This is a genomic window from Bacillus sp. NEAU-CP5, from assembly GCF_026420705.1.
Lineage (GTDB): Bacteria > Bacillota > Bacilli > Bacillales > Bacillaceae > Bacillus > Bacillus velezensis.
In genome coordinates this window covers 1,084,271-1,102,005 of sequence record NZ_JAPMOV010000001.1, presented here as the reverse complement: position 1 = coordinate 1,102,005, position 17,735 = coordinate 1,084,271, and the positions used below count along the sequence as shown (strand labels likewise).

Sequence of the window (17,735 nt, the reverse complement as noted above, 5' to 3'; positions counted from 1 at the left end):
CATTCCGCAAGGAAGTAAGATCCCTGAAAGATGATCAGGTTGATAGGTCTGAGGTGGAAGTGTGGCGACACATGGAGCTGACAGATACTAATCGATCGAGGACTTAACCAATTTGAATGTATGCTTATTGTTATCTAGTTTTGAGAGAATTTTTTCAAAAAAACTCTTGCTTTTTCTGAAATACATAGTATAATAATACATGTCACTAAAACGTCTGGTGATGATGGCGAAGAGGTCACACCCGTTCCCATGCCGAACACGGAAGTTAAGCTCTTCAGCGCCGATGGTAGTCGGGGGTTTCCCCCTGTGAGAGTAGGACATCGCCAGGCAGACTTCATTCCGCAGTAGCTCAGTGGTAGAGCTATCGGCTGTTAACCGATCGGTCGTAGGTTCGAATCCTACCTGCGGAGCCATTTATGGAGAGCTGTCCGAGTGGCCGAAGGAGCACGATTGGAAATCGTGTAGGCGGTAACCCCGTCTCAAGGGTTCGAATCCCTTGCTCTCCGCCACTAATTATCAATACATAACAAACGAAAAAATACCAGGGCCCGTTGGTCAAGCGGTTAAGACACCGCCCTTTCACGGCGGTAACACGGGTTCGAATCCCGTACGGGTCACTTATATGATGGAGGATTAGCTCAGCTGGGAGAGCATCTGCCTTACAAGCAGAGGGTCGGCGGTTCGAGCCCGTCATCCTCCACCATTATCATCGCGGGGTGGAGCAGTTCGGTAGCTCGTCGGGCTCATAACCCGAAGGTCGCAGGTTCAAATCCTGCCCCCGCAACCAAAAAATGGTCCGGTAGTTCAGTTGGTTAGAATGCCTGCCTGTCACGCAGGAGGTCGCGGGTTCGAGTCCCGTCCGGACCGCCATTTATAACAAGGCTCGGTAGCTCAGTTGGTAGAGCAACGGACTGAAAATCCGTGTGTCGGCGGTTCGATTCCGTCCCGAGCCACCATTTGCCGGTCTAGCTCAATTGGTAGAGCAACTGACTTGTAATCAGTAGGTTGGGGGTTCAAGTCCTCTGGCCGGCACTCTAAATGATGGAGGGGTAGCGAAGTGGCTAAACGCGGCGGACTGTAAATCCGCTCCCTCAGGGTTCGGCAGTTCGAATCTGCCCCCCTCCACCATTTTATAAATAGGGGCATAGTTTAACGGTAGAACAGAGGTCTCCAAAACCTCCGGTGTGGGTTCGATTCCTACTGCCCCTGCCACTATATTATTTATTCATCTTCAGATTATGGCGGTTGTGGCGAAGTGGTTAACGCACCAGATTGTGGCTCTGGCACTCGTGGGTTCGATTCCCATCAATCGCCCCATTTTATCATTGGGCTATAGCCAAGCGGTAAGGCAACGGACTTTGACTCCGTCATGCGTTGGTTCGAATCCAGCTAGCCCAGTTGCATTTTTTTAAAAACAACAGCATAAGATGTATTAAGTTCTTTTACATGTTGCGGAAGTAGTTCAGTGGTAGAACATCACCTTGCCAAGGTGGGGGTCGCGGGTTCGAATCCCGTCTTCCGCTCCAAATTACGGCGGCATAGCCAAGTGGTAAGGCAGAGGTCTGCAAAACCTTTATCCCCGGTTCGAATCCGGGTGTCGCCTTTCTATTGCCGGGGTGGTGGAATTGGCAGACACACAGGACTTAAAATCCTGCGGTAGGTGACTACCGTGCCGGTTCAAGTCCGGCCCTCGGCACCAATTTAACTTTGAACGAACTACGTTAAATTGGTCATCAGTTTTCACATTATAAAACATATATGAGAGTGATTTGCATATTGCAAATCACTTTTTTTATATAATAAAAACGTAATGACTATCAATATAAGTTTCTTGCTTGTATCGTATATACTGCATTACCATTAAAAAAACTTTGCTAAAATCGTTGACGTTTTATGAAATACATGTTATATTTATATACGTCGGTTGAACACGACGCATTACATGCCGGTGTGGCGGAATTGGCAGACGCGCACGACTCAAAATCGTGTTCCTTCTGGAGTGCCGGTTCGACCCCGGCCACCGGTATACAAAGGCTTCTACATATTGTAGAAGCCTTTTTTGTTGTATGAAAATATCCTCCAAAGCTTGTGAAAACATGATACGCGTGCAGATTGTATAAATCCGCTTTTTTCAAAGATACTAACAGCAAGTTCTTTGAAAGAGGTGTTTTTTATGGAAGGGACTTGGGCTTGTCTTATCCCATTTATTCTGGTCATTCCCATTTCAATCATTACAAAGCAAGTGCAATCCGGTCTGTTTGTCGGTTTGCTGGTCGGAAGCTATCTTTTGCATCCCAGCTTGCTTGGCGGGATTGAACATATGGTTCAATATATAATCAGTAATATTGTCGTCACCAATAATATTAGAATCATTGTGTTTCTATATTCATTTGCCGGTCTTGTAGGGATTATAAAGCTGACCGGCGGGATAAAAGGATTCGTCCATTTGATCAGTAAAAAAGTTAAAACCAAAAAAGGTGCGATGCTGCTTGCATGGCTGTCGACATTTGGCACGTTCAGTGAACCGGACTTTCGCATCGTCACAATTGCACCGATCATGAAAGCTTTAAGCAAGCGTCTGGACCTGTCGAAACAGAAAATTGCGTATGCCATTGAGTTTACGGCAAACCCTGTCATTGCCTTGATTCCGATAGCAACGGCATTTGTCGGCTACATGGTTTCCATTATCGGACAGGCCCTCAAAACGTCAGGAATAGATCAGCCGGCTTACACGGTTTATGTGAAAAGTATTCCCTTCAATTTTTTCTCCATTGTGATTATAGTAGTCGGAATTTATTACTGCTTTTTTAAGAAACAAAAAGCGGATGAAAGCTTAGAAAAAACAGAAAAGAGCGGACAAACTTTTGCTCGCAAACATAACAAAAACACGGAACCAATTCCGCGGAACAGCGGTGTGTTGCTTTCAAAAGGCTCAGGTTCATTCAACATGGAAACAGGGACGATCTCAGATATTCACGGTGAACATACGGGAATGTTCGAAAGTGATGAGCATGCTGACCAGCAGGAGGAGCTGGATTCGGCGCACCGTGCTTATATTAAGGAAACACCGATTCGGCCGTGGAATTTAATCATTCCGATCGGGCTGTTTTTGCTATTGACACTCTTTCTCAGCTGGTGGGACGGCCATTCAAAAGCACAAGGGTTTTTGAATGCTTTTGTCAAAAGCGATATGCTTGGCGTCATGTTAACCGCATTATTGGCAGCGGTTATTGCAGCATTTGCTCTTTTTATGTTTCAGCGTTTTCATGCAGGCGAGCTTGTTACCCATTTTATTAAGGGCGGAAACGAATTGGTCAACGTTATTATTATGTTATCGCTGATTTGGGCCGTAACAGCAGTATCTGAAGACCTTGGATTCTCGGAATATGTTACTTCTCATTTAACGTCCTGGATCCCCCATATGTTTATTGCGCCGTCTCTTTTTATACTGGGGGCTGTTATATCCTATTTTATCGGGTCATCCTGGGGGACTTGGGGGCTTTTAATGCCGCTCGGCGTAACGCTGGCGGTTCAGTCACATACCAGCTTATTATTAGCGATCGGGGCCGTGTTTGCGAGCGGAACATTTGGAGCGTTTGCTTCTCCTCTCAGTGATAATACGGTGACAACCTGTACGGTGTTGGGGATCGATGTTGTGAAGTATGCCCGTTCGAAGCTTGTTCCGGCGCTTATTGCCGCAGGGATCTCCGTTGTGTTATACGGTGCGTTTTCATTTTTCAGATAACAAATACTTTTTAAAGGCGTTATCCGAAAATGGGATAACGCCTTTTTATGAGCTGTTATACTAGAGAAAAAAAGAGGTGATGACATTGAAGCAGATTATTGCAATGGGCGGCGGAGGCTTTTCCATGGAGCCGGATCATCTTGTGCTGGATCAGTATATTTTAGAGCAGTCGGCGCGGTCAAAGCCGAAAGTTTGTTTTTTGCCGACGGCAAGCGGAGATTCGGAGAATTATATCGGCAGGTTTTATCAAGCCTTTCAAAAGCTGCGGTGTGAGCCGGATCACTTGTCGTTGTTTAAACCGCCGGGTTCTGATCTCAGATCCTTTCTCATGAAGAAAGATATTATATATGTCGGAGGCGGAAATACGCGCAATATGCTTGTCTTATGGAAAGAGTGGGGGCTTGACCTTATTCTTCGTGAGGCTTGGGAAAACGGCATCATGTTGGCGGGTCTCAGCGCCGGGGCGATTTGCTGGTATGAAGAAGGATTGACAGATTCAGCTGGAGATTTGAGAGAGTTAAGAGCTTTAGGATTTTTGCCGGGCAGCTTTTGTCCGCACTATGACGGAGAAGCGGAGCGCCGGCCGGTGTATCACCGTCTGATTTCAGAAAAGAAACTCAGGGAGGGTTATGCCGCTGATGACGGCGCTGCGCTTCATTATAAAGACGGTCAGCTGTTCCGGGCTGTCTCTTCCCGGGAAACCGCAAAGGGTTATCGGGTTTTTAATACCGAAGAAGGTGTTCGGGAAACAGAGCTTATGACTGTCCCGTTATCTGAATTTTGATAATATGCTTTTTTTTGTACACAACTTGTGTTACGATGAGAGCGAAATCAATAGTTACTGGGGGTGCCCGTCTGAGCGGGCTGAGAGAGAAGCGGCGGCTTCTTAACCCTTTGGACCTGATCTGGTTCGTACCAGCGTGGGGAAGTAGAGGTTTTATTATTGTTGAGGACAACAATAATAGTTTCTTTCTGACTGCAAAACCGGGTTCTTCTTTGAACCCGGTTTTTTTGTGCTGGTGCTGAGCTTGGTTCTATTATTCAAATGATAAAGGAGAGATTTGTATGCAAAATCAATCAGTACAGCAAGCGAACATTTCCATTATGTCGAGTTTTTCCGGCAGTAAAAAGGTTTATGCAGAAGGTTCTTCGCCCGATATACGAGTGCCGATGCGGGAAATCAGTCTGAGTGCGACTACGGGGGCATTCGGGGAAGAGGAGAATGCGCCGGTCCGTGTTTATGATACGAGCGGGCCGTATACAGACCCGGATGTACAGATTGATATTCATAAAGGGCTGGGGGCGCTCCGCACAAAGTGGATTACCGGGCGCGGAGATGTAGAGGAATATAACGGACGGACCGTGAAGCCTGAAGACAACGGTGATAAAAAAGAAGATCATACTGCCGAATACCCCGGCCTACAGCGGAAACCGCTTCGGGCCAAGCCGGGGAAAAATGTAACACAATTGCATTATGCGAGAAAAGGCATCATTACGCCGGAAATGGAGTTTATCGCAATACGTGAGCATGTGTCTCCCGAATTTGTCAGGGAAGAGGTGGCGAGCGGACGGGCGATTATTCCTTCTAACGTCAACCACCCGGAAAGCGAGCCGATGATTATCGGCCGGAATTTTCATGTGAAAATCAATGCAAATATCGGCAACTCGGCTGTTACATCTTCTATCGAAGAAGAAGTCGAAAAAATGACGTGGGCGATTCGCTGGGGCGCCGATACGATGATGGATTTATCAACGGGAAAAGACATTCATACGACGCGTGAATGGATTATCCGCAACTGCCCCGTGCCTGTGGGGACGGTACCGATTTATCAGGCGCTTGAAAAAGTTAATGGCATTGCCGAGGATTTAACGTGGGACATTTATCGTGACACATTGATTGAGCAGGCGGAGCAGGGCGTGGATTATTTCACCATCCATGCCGGCGTACTGCTTCGTTACGTCCCGTTAACAGCCAAACGCACGACGGGAATCGTATCCCGCGGCGGGGCGATTATGGCGCAATGGTGCCTCGCTCATCATCAGGAAAGCTTTCTGTACACGCATTTTGAAGAAATTTGTGAAATCATGAAGGCCTATGATATCGCTTTTTCACTTGGTGACGGGCTTCGCCCCGGTTCGATTGCGGATGCCAATGATGAAGCGCAATTTGCGGAATTGGAGACTCTCGGAGAATTGACGGAGATTGCGTGGAAGCACGATGTGCAAGTGATGATCGAAGGACCGGGTCATGTGCCGATGCATAAAATTAAGGAAAACATGGACAAGCAGCTGGAAATTTGTAAAGAGGCGCCTTTTTACACGCTCGGGCCATTAACGACGGATATCGCTCCGGGTTATGACCACATTACTTCAGCAATCGGCGCGGCGATGATCGGCTGGTACGGGACGGCGATGCTTTGCTATGTCACGCCGAAGGAGCATTTGGGGCTGCCGAATCGTGATGATGTAAGAGAAGGCGTCATTACGTACAAAATCGCGGCACATGCCGCAGACCTTGCTAAAGGGCATCCGGGTGCACAGATCCGTGACGATGCTCTGTCTAAGGCGCGGTTTGAATTCCGTTGGCGTGATCAATTTCATTTGTCTCTTGATCCTGAAAGAGCAATGGAATATCATGATGAAACGCTGCCGGCTGAAGGCGCAAAAACGGCTCACTTCTGTTCGATGTGCGGTCCGAAGTTCTGCAGTATGAGAATCTCTCAGGATATTCGTGATTATGCGAAGGAAAACGGACTTACTGAAGACGAGGCCGTCAATGAAGGGCTGAAAGAAAAAGCAAAAGAGTTTGCAGAGAAGGGAAGCCGCTTATATCAATAAAAGAAAAGATGAAGATGGAGTTTGCCCATCTTCATCTTTTTTAGAAAAACGGTGAACGGCGAAGCGGAGGAATGCTCTGTTCAAAGCGGAATATATTTTCCGGATCATATTTCGTTTTGACTTGACGGAGGCGGTGAACATTTTCTCCGTAATATGTTTGCAGCCAGTTTCTGATTTCTCTATCAGGCCAATTCACGTAATCTCCCATCGTTTCTCTTGATAGGGACGTTCTCAGTCCTTCGATCCAGCGGACATTTTGTCTTTCTTCTTCAGCAGATGTCCAAGTTGTAATATATTCTTGGGCAATGATTGCGTTGCGATAGTAGAATGCCGTTTGGTCCGGAGCGATCCGTCCGGCCGCCCCGCCGAGAGATTGCTGCCAGACACTGGCGTTTTCGTTCGGAGCGTGCTCTAAATAGCGCTTTAAAGTAGAAATCGCGCGTGATGATAATGGTTTTTCAATAAAGGATCCTGACCGCTTCATCTTTTGCGGCTGATTGCCTCCCGGGCTGTTAAAAAAGGCTGCCGCTTTAATAAATGGCACTGTCTTGACCATGCCGCTTGTCGGTTTTCCCGCTTTCATTAACGGGGCCAGCAGTTCTTTCAGCTCATCCTTTGTCCCGGTAAATTGACCGAGCGCTTCTATGCGGTTGACTTCCTTAGGCCAGAACTGAATTGATGAGGTAAGCCGGTTGTCTGTAAATGGAGCCCAGCGCTGCCATGTGTTAAATACTTCCTCAAAATCATCCCAGCCCCAAGTGACAGAAAAAACAGACACGCACGAGATCGGCACGGCTTTAAACATCATGGATGTGACAATGCCGAAGTTGCCTCCCCCTCCTCCCTGAGACGCCCAAAATAGATCAGAGTGCTTTGAACGGTTGACTGTGATCAATTCAGCACCCGCTTTTTCGTCCGCTATGATCATTTCGAGCTGGAGGAGACGATCGCAAGTAAGTCCGGCTGTCCTTGTTAAATATCCGATTCCTCCCCCGAGCGTCAGCCCCGTGATTCCCACATTCGCAATGGTTCCCGCAGGAAGGGTCAAGCCGTACCGCCAGAGTGTCCGGTAGACTTCCCCCAATTCGGCTCCCGCTTCAATCGAGACCAGCCGCTTATCCTCATTTACTCTTATTTTCTTCATTTCACTGAGATCAATGACTAGTCCGTCATTTAACAGGGAAAAATTTTCGTAGCTGTGTCTTCCGCCTCTGATACGGAAAGGCACATTGTTCTCACGTGCCCATCTCAGCGCATTGAGGGCGTCATGTTTATTTTGACAAAACACAATGATGTCTGGATATCTTTGCAGGCTTAAATTGATATTGGTTCTCGCAGCATTATAGTCCGGGTCATCTTTTTTGACGATGCGACCGGTCAATGTTGTCTTTTCCACATTCTCACTCACTTTCACTTGTAATCTGCTATGTTTTCTAGCATATGCGGAAAAATGAGAGAGTGTATGAGGAAAACCCCCCGGAAGGAAACGATATTTTAAATTATAGTTGACAGGTAGGGATTGTATGAATTAACATAATCATTACATATTTCCAAACGATGGCTGATCGGATCACCGAAGGCTCTTATCTTTTAAACAGATAAGGGCCTTTTTTGCGTGAAAGTCATTGAATGAAATGAAAAGCGGAGGGATGAAAAGTGGCGTTAAAAAAGGTATCACATGTGCGCAAAAAGAGCAAAAAACGAAAAAAGTACAGAAAACGCACATTGAATTTCGAACTGCTTGTAGAGAAAAACAAACGGGAGATTATGAGAAATGAGGAACAGATGGAGCAGATTTATATAAAGATAGATGAAAAGCATGCGGGGGTTCGATAAAGATGAAGGAGAGAAAATGGAGGATAAAAACAACGGTACTCGGGCTGTCGGTATCCATCATGTTATCAGGGTGCGCGTTAGGGAGTGCTGGAGAAGAACCGTCATCTGCGGCGGATAAAAAGGAAGAAACACGTATCGCCCATGTCAAGACAAAGGAATTTAAAGCTTCTCATCCGGCGGCGATTCCCGCTAAATCGAAAGCCAGAACTGACACTTTTGTTGCTGGGATTTCCGCGCCGGGCGGCGTGTTTCTGCCGTACTTTTACGAAAACGGCTGGGACGGAAATGCGACAGATCCTATTTTTGAACCGTTAGTCAAACTGGATAAAACGGGGAAGCCTGCCCCGGCTCTTGCGGAAAGCTGGAAAATTTCCAAAGATCAGCTTACATACACGTTCCGTTTAAGAAAAAGTCTCGTTTTCAGCGACGGTTCACCGCTGACCGCAAAGGATGCCGCATTCACTTTAACACTGCTGCATGATCCTGCATACGCGGGCTATGAAGATATCACCACGGCCTATATTAAAGGCGGTAAGGCTTACAAAGAAGGAAAGGCAAAGACGATAGAGGGCATTCGCGTCCTTGATGACAGAACCATTCAAATCACGACTGAGAAAGTCAGTGCGAAGTCGCTGCTTCTTTTAGGCGGGCAGGTGCTGTCAGAAGCTTACTACGGAAAGAATTATCGATTCGGCAAACTGGACTATTTAAAAGAGCTTTATGCCAAACCGCTCGGAGCGGGACCTTATCAATTTACAGAATACCTTCCGGGACAGGAAATACGCTATCAGGCTAATGAACACTATTATGCCGGAAAACCGAAAACCGAAAAGCTGATTTATAAAATTATCGATCCGTCAACTTCCCTTCAGCTGTTTGAAACGGGTGACCTTGATTACGCTTCTTTCTCACCTGATGATGATACGGTTCAGCACTTAAAAAGTCTCGGTTTTGCCAATATAAGCGTATCTGTCGTGAATGATTACGGGCTTGTGTACGTCAATCACAAGCGTCCGCCTTTTCAAGATAAGAAAGTGTCCCAGGCGCTTATTTACGGACTTGACCGTCAAAAAATCGTCGATGTCCGCTTTAAACGCTACGGAGAGGTCGCAAATGTTCCGGTGTCTCCGGTTTCGTGGGCTTATGATGACAAAGGTGTCAATCGGTACGCGTTTAACCCTGAAAAAGCCAAAAAGCTTCTCGATAAAGCAGGCTGGAAAACGGGCAAAGCCGGTGTACGTGAAAAAAACGGAAAAAAGCTTGAAATCAGCTATTACACGTCTAAAGCGGATGATGATTTCATCCCGATCGCGAAAGAAAATTACGCGGACATCGGAATCGCATTAAAACCGGAAGTGATGGATTTTAATACGGAAGTAGCGAAAATAAATGACAAACAATATGACCTTGCCGCCGTTTCCACCTCGCAGATTCTTGATCCGAATGACACGGTGGAAAAGCTGGCTTCCGGCCATCCCAATAATGTAACGGGATATTCCAATCCGAAAGCGGACCGGCTGATAGAGAAAGGAGCCGGCACGCTTGATATCAGCAAAAGAAAAGAGATTTATCACCAGCTGTACCGGGAGCTCGGGGAAAACCCGCCTTACATTCTGATTCATTACCGTCAGAGCGCAAGGGCGGTCAGCGGAAAAATAAAAGGGCTTGAGCCTGACAATTATTCTGGAATCAGTTCAAGTCTCTCAAATGTCTCAATTCAATAGAACGGTTGGGCAAAATACCCGGTGCATCCTGGGGATTTTGCCCTTTCAGCGGAAAGGAGGGGCTTTTTATGAAACGGTATGCCGCAGAAAGATTCATTCAAATGCTTGTGATCTTATTCGGTACGTCCTTTATTATTTTTTTCTTATTCGCCATGCTGCCGGGCGACTATATTGATTCCAATGTCAATCTGACTCCGGAAAGAGCGAAGGAGTTAAAAGCGCTTTACGGGCTGGATCAGCCGATTTGGCAGCGCTATGTGACGTGGCTCGGAAATGTGCTTAGCGGAGATTTTGGGTTTTCTTTGAAATATCAGGAGAACGTCCTGTCACTGCTTCGGAAATATGTCTGGAATTCGTTTTTTGTCGCGTTTTTGGCGTTGCTTGTCACATGGTCAGCCGCGATGATAACGGGTGTCATATCCGCTGTCAGGAAATACTCATGGTTTGATGGGATCGTGACGTTTCTTGTTTTTGCTTCCATGGCGTTCCCGTCTTTTTTTATCAGCCTTCTGTTTATTAAGTGGTTTGGGGTGGATTTGAAAATATTGCCCGCCGGCGGGATGATTGATACCGGAAGCACGAGTACAGGTTTTTCGTACGTGCTTGAAGCCGCCAGACATATGATTCTTCCGGTCGTGATTTTATCTATGCTCGGCATCGGCTCGCTGACAAGGTATTTCCGCTCCGGCATGCTGGACGTGATCAGACAGGATTATATCAGAACGGCGAGAGCGAAGGGATTGAAAGAGCGCACCGTCATCTGGAAACATGCGTTGAAAAACGCGCTCATTCCGGCCATCACCCTGCTTGCTTTTGAACTGCCGGGACTGTTTTCCGGAGCCATCATTATTGAACAGATTTTCGGGTGGCCGGGTGTCGGACGTATTCAGCTGGAATCTGTGCATTATCGTGATTATCCGGTTTTGATGGCGTTTACCTTGTTTTTGTCTTGTTTAACGATTGTGGGGAACTTCTTGGCGGATATCGCTTATGCCGCGGTTGATCCGCGGGTCAGGCTGAAATAGGGGGTGTTCGGAATGAAAAAACAAAAAGGGGTGCCGCCTTCTCTTTGGAAGCAGACGTACCGCCGCCTGCTGCAGCATAAGCTGACGGTCATCAGTCTTCTTTTCTTATGTTTTATGTTTTTATTGTGCTTTATCGGGCCGTCTTTTTCTCCGTACATAACAGATCGGACGGATATTTCAAATGCCAATCAGCAGCCGGGAATCCATCATTGGCTGGGAACCGACCAGTACGGGAGAGATGTGCTGACGAGGCTGATGCTGGCGGGGCAGATTTCTCTGACTGTGGGGCTTGCTTCAATGGTGCTGTCGCTTGTCATCGGTTCTTTACTCGGGGCTGCGGCCGGATTTTATCGGGGAGCCGCTGATATGATCATTATGCGCATCGCTGATATGCTCATGTCCATCCCGGGCCTGCCGCTGCTTTTGATTTTGGCTGCGGTGATGTCGGAGTGGAAAGTGCCTTCTGAATACAGAATGTACCTGATTATGATGATGTTAAGCCTGATCGGATGGCCCGGTTTGGCGCGGCTTGTACGCGGACAGATTTTGTCGCTGAAGGAGCAGCCGTTTATGATGGCCGCGGAAGTTTTGGGGCTTAGTGATAAACGGAAAATCCTCTATCATTTGCTTCCCAATACATTGCCGTTATTACTGGTAGCGGCGACTTTGCATGTGGCGGGAGCGATGCTGAGTGAATCGGCGCTGAGTTTTCTCGGGCTTGGCGTTGCTCCGCCGACACCTTCTTGGGGAAACATGATGGAAGCGGCGAATCATTTTATGGATTTTACACTCCGCCCGTGGCTGTGGATTCCGCCGGGAACGGCCATTTTTCTGACCGTTGTGGCGATTCATCTGCTTGGAGACGGTTTAAGAGACGCTTTTGATCCTAAGGTAAAACGGCAGGTGAAAATGAAATGAAAAAACCGCTTTTAGAAGTAAGGCATTTGGAAACGGCTTTTTATACAGAGGAGGGGGCGGTAAGGGCCGTGGACGATGTCAGCTTTACGATACATGAGGAGGAAACGGTTTGTATTGTAGGGGAGTCCGGCTGCGGGAAAAGCATGGCGTCATTGTCCATTATGCAGCTTATTCCCGAGACGGGGAGAATCGAACGGGGAGCGGTGCATTTTTCCGGACGGAACCTGTTGGAATTGAAACCAAAAGACATGCAGAAAATCCGCGGCAGCGAAATCGGGATGATATTTCAGGAACCGATGACATCTTTGAATCCGGTGTTTACGATCGGTGAGCAGCTGACCGAACCGATTCGCGAACATTTGTTGCTGAGTAAGAAAGAAGCATGGCGGAAGGCCGTTGAACTGATCACGTTAGTGGAGATCCCGCATGCCGAGCAGGTTATGCACCGATATCCTCATGAGCTGAGCGGCGGCATGCTGCAGCGCATTATGACGGCTGTCGCGCTAAGCTGCGAACCGAAATTGATCATTGCCGACGAGCCGACGACAGCGCTTGACGTAACCATTCAGGCGCAGATATTGGATTTATTGCGGGATATGAAAAAGCAATTTCGCACGTCTATTTTATTCATTACTCATGACCTTGGCGTGGTTGCTGAAATGGCTGATTATGTGATTGTCATGTATGCGGGAAAAATTGTGGAGGAAGGACCGGTTGCAAAGCTGTTTTCTGATCCAAAGCATCCGTATACGAAAGGGCTGCTCGCGGCCAAGCCGGTTATCGGTCAAAGAAGGGAGATGCTGTACACCATTCCGGGGCAGGTCCCCGAGCTTGCGGACCTGTCGGGATCGTCTTGTTATTTTGCGGAGCGATGTGAACACAGCACGGAAATATGCCGGAAATCGAGCCCGCATTTTACTGAATTCGGGAAGGGGCATCAGGCGGCGTGCTGGCTTTACAGAGAGGAGAAAGCAGATGAGTGATGTGTTGCTGGAGGTCAAGGGGCTGAAAAAATATTACGAGGAGCATGGGGGGATGAGAAAGACCCGCAAAAATCCTGTAAAAGCGGTCGACGGTGTCAGTTTTACGATAGGAAAGGGAGAAGTGTTCGGCTTAGCGGGAGAATCGGGCAGCGGAAAGTCATCAATCGGCAAGACCATTTTGAGGCTTCATGAAAAAACAGAGGGAGAGGTGTTTTTTCAGGGGCGTGATGTGTTTCGGATGAGCCGGCGCGAGCTCAAAACTTTCAGATCGGAAGCGCAGCTCATCTTTCAAGATCCGTTCAGTTCTTTAAATCCCCGGCGCCGGATCGGAGAAGCCATCGGTGAAGCGATGATCGAGCATCAATTGGCGGTGAAGCGGAACGTGCGTGATAAAGCGGCGGAAGTTCTTGAAGCCTGCGGACTTTCCGCAAACTTTATCGATCGATATCCGCATGAATTTTCCGGAGGGCAGCGGCAGCGGATCGTGATTGCAAGAGCGATGGCGCTCAAGCCGCAATTTATCATTATGGATGAACCCGTGGCGGCGTTAGATGTCTCCATCCAGGCGCAGATGATCAATTTGTTCAGCAGCCTTCAAAAACAGCACGGGCTGTCATATTTGTTCATTTCTCATGATTTAAGCGTGGTGGAGCACTTATGTACGAAGGTCGCCGTTATGTATTTAGGGACGATTGTGGAATACGCGTCAAAAGAGGAGCTCTTTTCACGGCCGCTTCACCCTTATACGAAAGCGCTGTTATCAGCCGTGCCTGTTCCTGATCCTGATCCCGGAGCGAAAAGGGAGCGGATAATTTTAAAGGGTGATATACCGAGCCCCTCTGATCCGCCTTCAGGCTGTAAATTCCGAACGAGATGCCCGGCAGCCAAGAAGATATGTGCTGAGAAAAGTCCGGCGCTGTCAGAAAAAGGGCTTCATCATTTTGCGGCATGCCACTTCGTGTAATTGAGAAAAAAACGGTTTTATTGATAATAAACAGGAAAAACCTGCCGGGCAGACCGGCAGGTTTTTTGATGTTATTTTGGTGATGGCAGTCCGAGTCCTTCGGCAACGCGTCTGCCGTACTCAGGATCAGCCTTGTAGAAGTGGCCGATCTGGCGCAGCTTAATTTCTTCTTTTTCCACAGGTTTCATCGCACTGACGATATTGGCGACAAGGCGCGCGCGCTCTTCCTCGCTCATCAGGCGGTACAGGTCGCCGGCTTGTGTGTAATGATCATGATGATTATAGCTTACACTGTCAGCGAAACCTGATACAGGATATGCCGCCTGTTTATCTTCAGGTGACTCTGTCGGGCCGCCGAAGCTGTTAGGCTCGTAATAGACGGAGCGGCCGCCGTTATCATCAAAACGCATTTGTCCGTCACGCTGATAGTTTTTCACTTCATTGCGGGAACGGTTGATCGGCAGCGCCTGATGGTTCGCGCCGACACGGTAGCGATGCGCGTCATGGTATGCGAACAACCGGCCTTGAAGCATTTTGTCAGGTGAGACGTCGACGCCGGGGACTAATGTGCCGGGAGAGAACGTCGCCTGTTCTACTTCCGCAAAGTAATTTTCCGGATTGCGGTTCAGAACCATGCGGCCGACTTCAATGAGCGGATAATCTTTTTGAGACCATACTTTTGTGACGTCAAACGGATCAAAGCGATATGTGTTTGCGTCTTCTAACGGCATGATTTGAACATATAATTTCCATGCGGGGAAATCGCCGTTTTCAATCGCATTGAACAAATCTTCCGTATGGTAATCAGGATTTTCACCCGCGATTTTTGCGGCTGTATTAACATCAAGGTTTTTCACGCCTTGCTCTGTTTTAAAGTGATATTTAATCCAGACGCCTTCGCCTTTATCATTTGTCCATTTAAATGTATGGCTTCCGAATCCGTGCATATGGCGAAGAGTCGCCGGAATGCCCCGATCTGACATCAGAATGGTTACCTGGTGCAGGGATTCTGGCGACAGAGACCAGAAATCCCAAACGGCCGTCGGATTTTTCAGATGTGTTCTCGGATCTCTTTTTTGTGTATGGATAAAGTCAGGGAACTTGATGGCATCGCGGATGAAGAACACGGGCGTATTGTTTCCGACGATGTCGTAGTTTCCTTCTTCTGTATAAAACTTAACGGCAAATCCGCGCGGGTCGCGCACTGTGTCACTAGAGCCCAGTTCGCCCGCAACGGTTGAGAAACGGATGAAGAGCGGCGTGCGTTTACCGACTTCTGACAGAAATGCGGCTTTCGTATATTTTGTAACGTCATTTGTGACTTCAAAATAACCGTGTGCGCCCGCGCCTTTTGCGTGAACGACACGCTCGGGAACGCGTTCTCTGTTAAAGTGCGCCAATTTCTCAAGCAGATGGACGTCTTGTATTAAAGCAGGACCGCGATCGCCGGCCGTCATTGAGTTTTGGTTATCTCCGACAGGAGCGCCCCAGCTGGTTGTCAATTTATTTGAACTCATGTGATCACCTCTTTAGATTTATAAAAACATAATATCACCTATCAGTAAAAAGTCAATATTATTTTATAATGATTATAAAATAATTATTTTTATTATCGAAAAAAGAGTTTGGTTTTGAAAGCCTACTTGACTGACGGGAATAATAGGTTTAAGATGAGAAAAAATAGAAACCGCTGACTTGGACACAAGAGGCTCTTATTCTTCACTGGATAAGGGCCTTTTTTATTGTCAGGCGGTAAGGGAGGCGGCGATTGTATGCTTTTCCGACAGCATTTTAAACCTGTCGATATTCACGGTCATCTGCCGTACAGCCTTTATTTCGGCAAAAACGATAAGACATTTTCCGATTATAACCGGGAGCGGTCAGAAAGAATGAATCTGACTTGGGACTTTCCTGGTCCGCATGATGTTGATGGCGATGAGGGCGAAATCGCTTTGATGACAAGATGGGAGAACGAATTAGATAAGTACGGCATTGACGTGCTGAATTTTTTAACAGCAGAGAGCAATGACCGGATGGCGGCGTTTATTCAAGCCAATCCCGCGAGATTTACCGGATTTGCATATCATCCCTTGGAGCGGGAGGATGCGTATGAAGAGCTGAAAAGAGCGGTAGAAGAGCTCGGTCTGAAAGGATATAAACTGTTCGGGCCGCTGACAGACATCGATTTTCATGATCCGTCGCTGAAAAAGCTGTGGACTTATTTAGCTGACAAAAGGCTGCCTGTATTAATTCACTTTGGGCTTTTAGGAAGAGCGGGGGGCATTGTCAGCCATCGCAACATCAACCCGCTCTCCATCTATCGTGTCGCGAGAGAGTATGCTGATATACCGTTCATCATTCCGCATTTCGGCGCCGGATATTATCAGGAACTGCTGCAGCTGTGCTGGAGCTGCCCGAATGTGTATATTGACACGTCCGGCTCAAATCAGTGGATGAGGTGGATGCCGTACCCGCTTGATTTGGAAATTCTGTTTCGAAAGACATCTGAATTAATCGGTGCTGAACGGATCATCTTCGGGACGGATTCGAACGGATTTCCGAGAGGATATGTATACAGATATCTTCAGGAGCAGGTGAGGACCTGCCGGGAAATCAATATGCGGGAAGAAGATATTGAAAACATTTTCGGTAACAACGCGCGGACATTATTGAAAATCGCCCGTCAAGAAAAGGAAGTAAATACGTGATACAGCCGATGCGCTCTCTGGCAGGGTTATGCCGGAGGGCGTATTTTAATCCTTATAAAAAACAGTTGACAAGTCGGAATAATTTGAATTAACATGATATTCAAATTTAAAAACAAACGGGTTGCCGATCGGACCGCCGAAGGCTCCCATCTCTGCAAGCAATCGGAGATGGGGGCCTTTTTGTTTTTCGATCGCACGCGGCAAAAAGAGAGGGGGAAGACAGATGGCTTTAACCATCAGCATACAAGAAAAAGCTTTTGAGCATGAAGGCCGGAAAACGCCGGTGCTGAATGATATTGAGCTGTCAATTTCATCGGGAGAATTTTTGACTGTCATCGGGCCGAGCGGATGCGGCAAAAGCACGCTTTTAAAATTGATTGCCGGTCTTGATACCGATTATAAAGGCTCTGTCACAATAAATGGCCGCAATGTGTCGGGACCGGGCATCCGGCAGGGATTTATCTTTCAGGAGCACCGGCTGTTTCCCTGGCTGACGGTAAAACAAAACATCGCTGCCGATCTCAATATGAACGACCCGGCCGTTCGGAAAAAAGTGGATGATCTGATTGAGGTTGTCAGGCTGCAGGGAGCGGAGAACGCTTATCCGCGCGAATTATCCGGCGGCATGTCGCAGCGGGTTGCCATCGCCAGAGCCCTTTTGCGCGAGCCGGAGGTGCTGCTTTTAGATGAACCGTTCGGGGCGCTTGACGCTTTTACGAGAAAACATTTGCAGGATGTGCTGCTTGATATATGGCGCGAGAAAAAAACGACGATGATTCTGGTCACGCATGATATTGATGAATCCGTCTATTTAGGCGATAAGCTGGCGATTCTCAGGGCAAAGCCCGGCCGGCTGCACAGCCTGATGCCGATTCAGCTTCCGCATCCGCGCAATCGGACGTCAGCGGATTTTCAGGCCGTCCGGCAGAAGGTGCTTTCTGAGTTTGAGAAAACGGAAGACCTCCGGTTTGCGGATGGGTCCGGGATATAGAAG

Annotated in this window: 13 protein-coding genes, 16 tRNA genes, 2 rRNA genes and 1 riboswitch; of the genes, 29 read left to right on the top strand and 2 right to left on the bottom strand. The window is 47.7% G+C overall.

Translation table 11 applies throughout. From position 1 onward, the window contains the following. The 21 genes from OTK50_RS05035 to thiC all read left to right on the top strand — a co-directional run. Positions 1-111: ribosomal RNA gene (locus OTK50_RS05035) — 23S ribosomal RNA — on the top strand; the annotation flags it as partial. A 102-nt stretch (positions 112-213) separates the two neighbouring features. Continuing rightward, positions 214-329, top strand: a 5S ribosomal RNA gene (rrf, locus tag OTK50_RS05030). A 9-nt stretch (positions 330-338) separates the two neighbouring features. Beyond that, positions 339-413, top strand: a tRNA-Asn gene (locus tag OTK50_RS05025). A gap of 5 nt (positions 414-418) precedes the next feature. Beyond that, positions 419-509, top strand: a tRNA-Ser gene (locus tag OTK50_RS05020). Positions 510-545: 36 nt separating this feature from the next. Beyond that, positions 546-617 (top strand) — tRNA-Glu (locus tag OTK50_RS05015). Between the two features lie 10 nt (positions 618-627). Beyond that, a tRNA-Val gene (locus OTK50_RS05010) sits at positions 628-703 on the top strand. 7 nt (positions 704-710) lie between these two features. Further along, positions 711-787 (top strand) — tRNA-Met (locus tag OTK50_RS05005). Between the two features lie 6 nt (positions 788-793). Then, positions 794-870, top strand: a tRNA-Asp gene (locus OTK50_RS05000). A gap of 10 nt (positions 871-880) precedes the next feature. After that, positions 881-956 (top strand) — tRNA-Phe (locus OTK50_RS04995). Between the two features lie 3 nt (positions 957-959). Then, positions 960-1,032 (top strand) — tRNA-Thr (locus OTK50_RS04990). An 11-nt stretch (positions 1,033-1,043) separates the two neighbouring features. Further along, positions 1,044-1,128: transfer RNA gene (locus OTK50_RS04985), tRNA-Tyr, on the top strand. A 10-nt stretch (positions 1,129-1,138) separates the two neighbouring features. Continuing rightward, positions 1,139-1,212 (top strand) — tRNA-Trp (locus OTK50_RS04980). A gap of 29 nt (positions 1,213-1,241) precedes the next feature. After that, a tRNA-His gene (locus OTK50_RS04975) sits at positions 1,242-1,317 on the top strand. A 9-nt stretch (positions 1,318-1,326) separates the two neighbouring features. Beyond that, positions 1,327-1,398: transfer RNA gene (locus OTK50_RS04970), tRNA-Gln, on the top strand. Between the two features lie 53 nt (positions 1,399-1,451). Beyond that, positions 1,452-1,526, top strand: a tRNA-Gly gene (locus OTK50_RS04965). A 6-nt stretch (positions 1,527-1,532) separates the two neighbouring features. Next, a tRNA-Cys gene (locus OTK50_RS04960) sits at positions 1,533-1,603 on the top strand. A gap of 7 nt (positions 1,604-1,610) precedes the next feature. After that, a tRNA-Leu gene (locus OTK50_RS04955) sits at positions 1,611-1,699 on the top strand. A gap of 245 nt (positions 1,700-1,944) precedes the next feature. Then, a tRNA-Leu gene (locus OTK50_RS04950) sits at positions 1,945-2,026 on the top strand. Positions 2,027-2,173: 147 nt separating this feature from the next. Next, complete coding sequence (locus tag OTK50_RS04945; RefSeq protein ID WP_224224129.1) at positions 2,174-3,745, top strand: Na+/H+ antiporter NhaC family protein; 1,572 nt, start codon at positions 2,174-2,176, stop codon at positions 3,743-3,745. An 85-nt stretch (positions 3,746-3,830) separates the two neighbouring features. After that, complete coding sequence (locus tag OTK50_RS04940) at positions 3,831-4,529, top strand: peptidase E (RefSeq protein ID WP_044801715.1); 699 nt, start codon at positions 3,831-3,833, stop codon at positions 4,527-4,529. A 49-nt stretch (positions 4,530-4,578) separates the two neighbouring features. Further along, a riboswitch (TPP riboswitch) is annotated at positions 4,579-4,689 on the top strand. 121 nt (positions 4,690-4,810) lie between these two features. Further along, the gene (gene thiC / locus OTK50_RS04935; protein WP_191974156.1) at positions 4,811-6,583 is read left to right on the top strand and encodes a phosphomethylpyrimidine synthase ThiC; all 1,773 of its coding nucleotides are present in this window, start codon (positions 4,811-4,813) and stop codon (positions 6,581-6,583) included. A 40-nt stretch (positions 6,584-6,623) separates the two neighbouring features. On the opposite strand, the gene OTK50_RS04930 is transcribed toward thiC, so the two are convergent. Continuing rightward, on the bottom strand, positions 6,624-7,979 hold the full coding sequence (locus OTK50_RS04930; protein ID WP_191974157.1) for an FAD-binding oxidoreductase: 1,356 nt from the start codon (positions 7,977-7,979) through the stop codon (positions 6,624-6,626). A gap of 260 nt (positions 7,980-8,239) precedes the next feature. Here OTK50_RS04930 and OTK50_RS04925 point away from each other — a divergent pair, with 260 nt between their 5' ends. The 6 genes from OTK50_RS04925 (at position 8,240) to OTK50_RS04900 (ending at position 14,033) form a co-directional block, all read left to right on the top strand. After that, a complete protein-coding gene (locus OTK50_RS04925; RefSeq protein ID WP_072588920.1) occupies positions 8,240-8,419 on the top strand; it encodes an FbpB family small basic protein in 180 nt (59 codons plus the stop codon). Between the two features lie 2 nt (positions 8,420-8,421). Beyond that, on the top strand, positions 8,422-10,143 hold the full coding sequence (locus OTK50_RS04920; protein WP_191974158.1) for an ABC transporter substrate-binding protein: 1,722 nt from the start codon (positions 8,422-8,424) through the stop codon (positions 10,141-10,143). Positions 10,144-10,211: 68 nt separating this feature from the next. After that, positions 10,212-11,168 (top strand): ABC transporter permease, encoded by a 957-nt coding sequence (locus tag OTK50_RS04915; protein ID WP_191974159.1) that lies wholly within the window; start codon positions 10,212-10,214, stop codon positions 11,166-11,168. Positions 11,169-11,180: 12 nt separating this feature from the next. Then, entirely contained in the window at positions 11,181-12,086 is a 906-nt protein-coding gene (gene opp4C, locus OTK50_RS04910) for an oligopeptide ABC transporter permease (protein ID WP_014417251.1), read from the top strand. Continuing rightward, the gene (locus OTK50_RS04905; RefSeq protein ID WP_224224130.1) at positions 12,083-13,069 is read left to right on the top strand and encodes an ABC transporter ATP-binding protein; all 987 of its coding nucleotides are present in this window, start codon (positions 12,083-12,085) and stop codon (positions 13,067-13,069) included. Before opp4C ends, OTK50_RS04905 begins: the two co-directional genes overlap by 4 nt. Continuing rightward, positions 13,062-14,033, top strand: a complete 972-nt coding sequence (locus tag OTK50_RS04900) for an ABC transporter ATP-binding protein (RefSeq protein WP_224224131.1) — start codon at positions 13,062-13,064, stop codon at positions 14,031-14,033. The genes OTK50_RS04905 and OTK50_RS04900 overlap by 8 nt, the downstream gene beginning before the upstream one ends. Before the next feature lie 71 nt (positions 14,034-14,104). On the opposite strand, the gene katA is transcribed toward OTK50_RS04900, so the two are convergent. Then, positions 14,105-15,550: a catalase KatA gene (katA, locus tag OTK50_RS04895; protein WP_045207024.1), complete on the bottom strand. Its 1,446-nt coding sequence runs from the start codon at positions 15,548-15,550 to the stop codon at positions 14,105-14,107. A gap of 255 nt (positions 15,551-15,805) precedes the next feature. Between katA and OTK50_RS04890 the strand changes: the two genes are divergently transcribed. After that, a complete protein-coding gene (locus tag OTK50_RS04890) occupies positions 15,806-16,741 on the top strand; it encodes an amidohydrolase family protein (protein WP_224224132.1) in 936 nt (311 codons plus the stop codon). Positions 16,742-16,964: 223 nt separating this feature from the next. Further along, on the top strand, positions 16,965-17,732 hold the full coding sequence (locus OTK50_RS04885; protein ID WP_044801707.1) for an ABC transporter ATP-binding protein: 768 nt from the start codon (positions 16,965-16,967) through the stop codon (positions 17,730-17,732). The last annotated feature ends 3 nt before the right edge of the window (positions 17,733-17,735 follow it).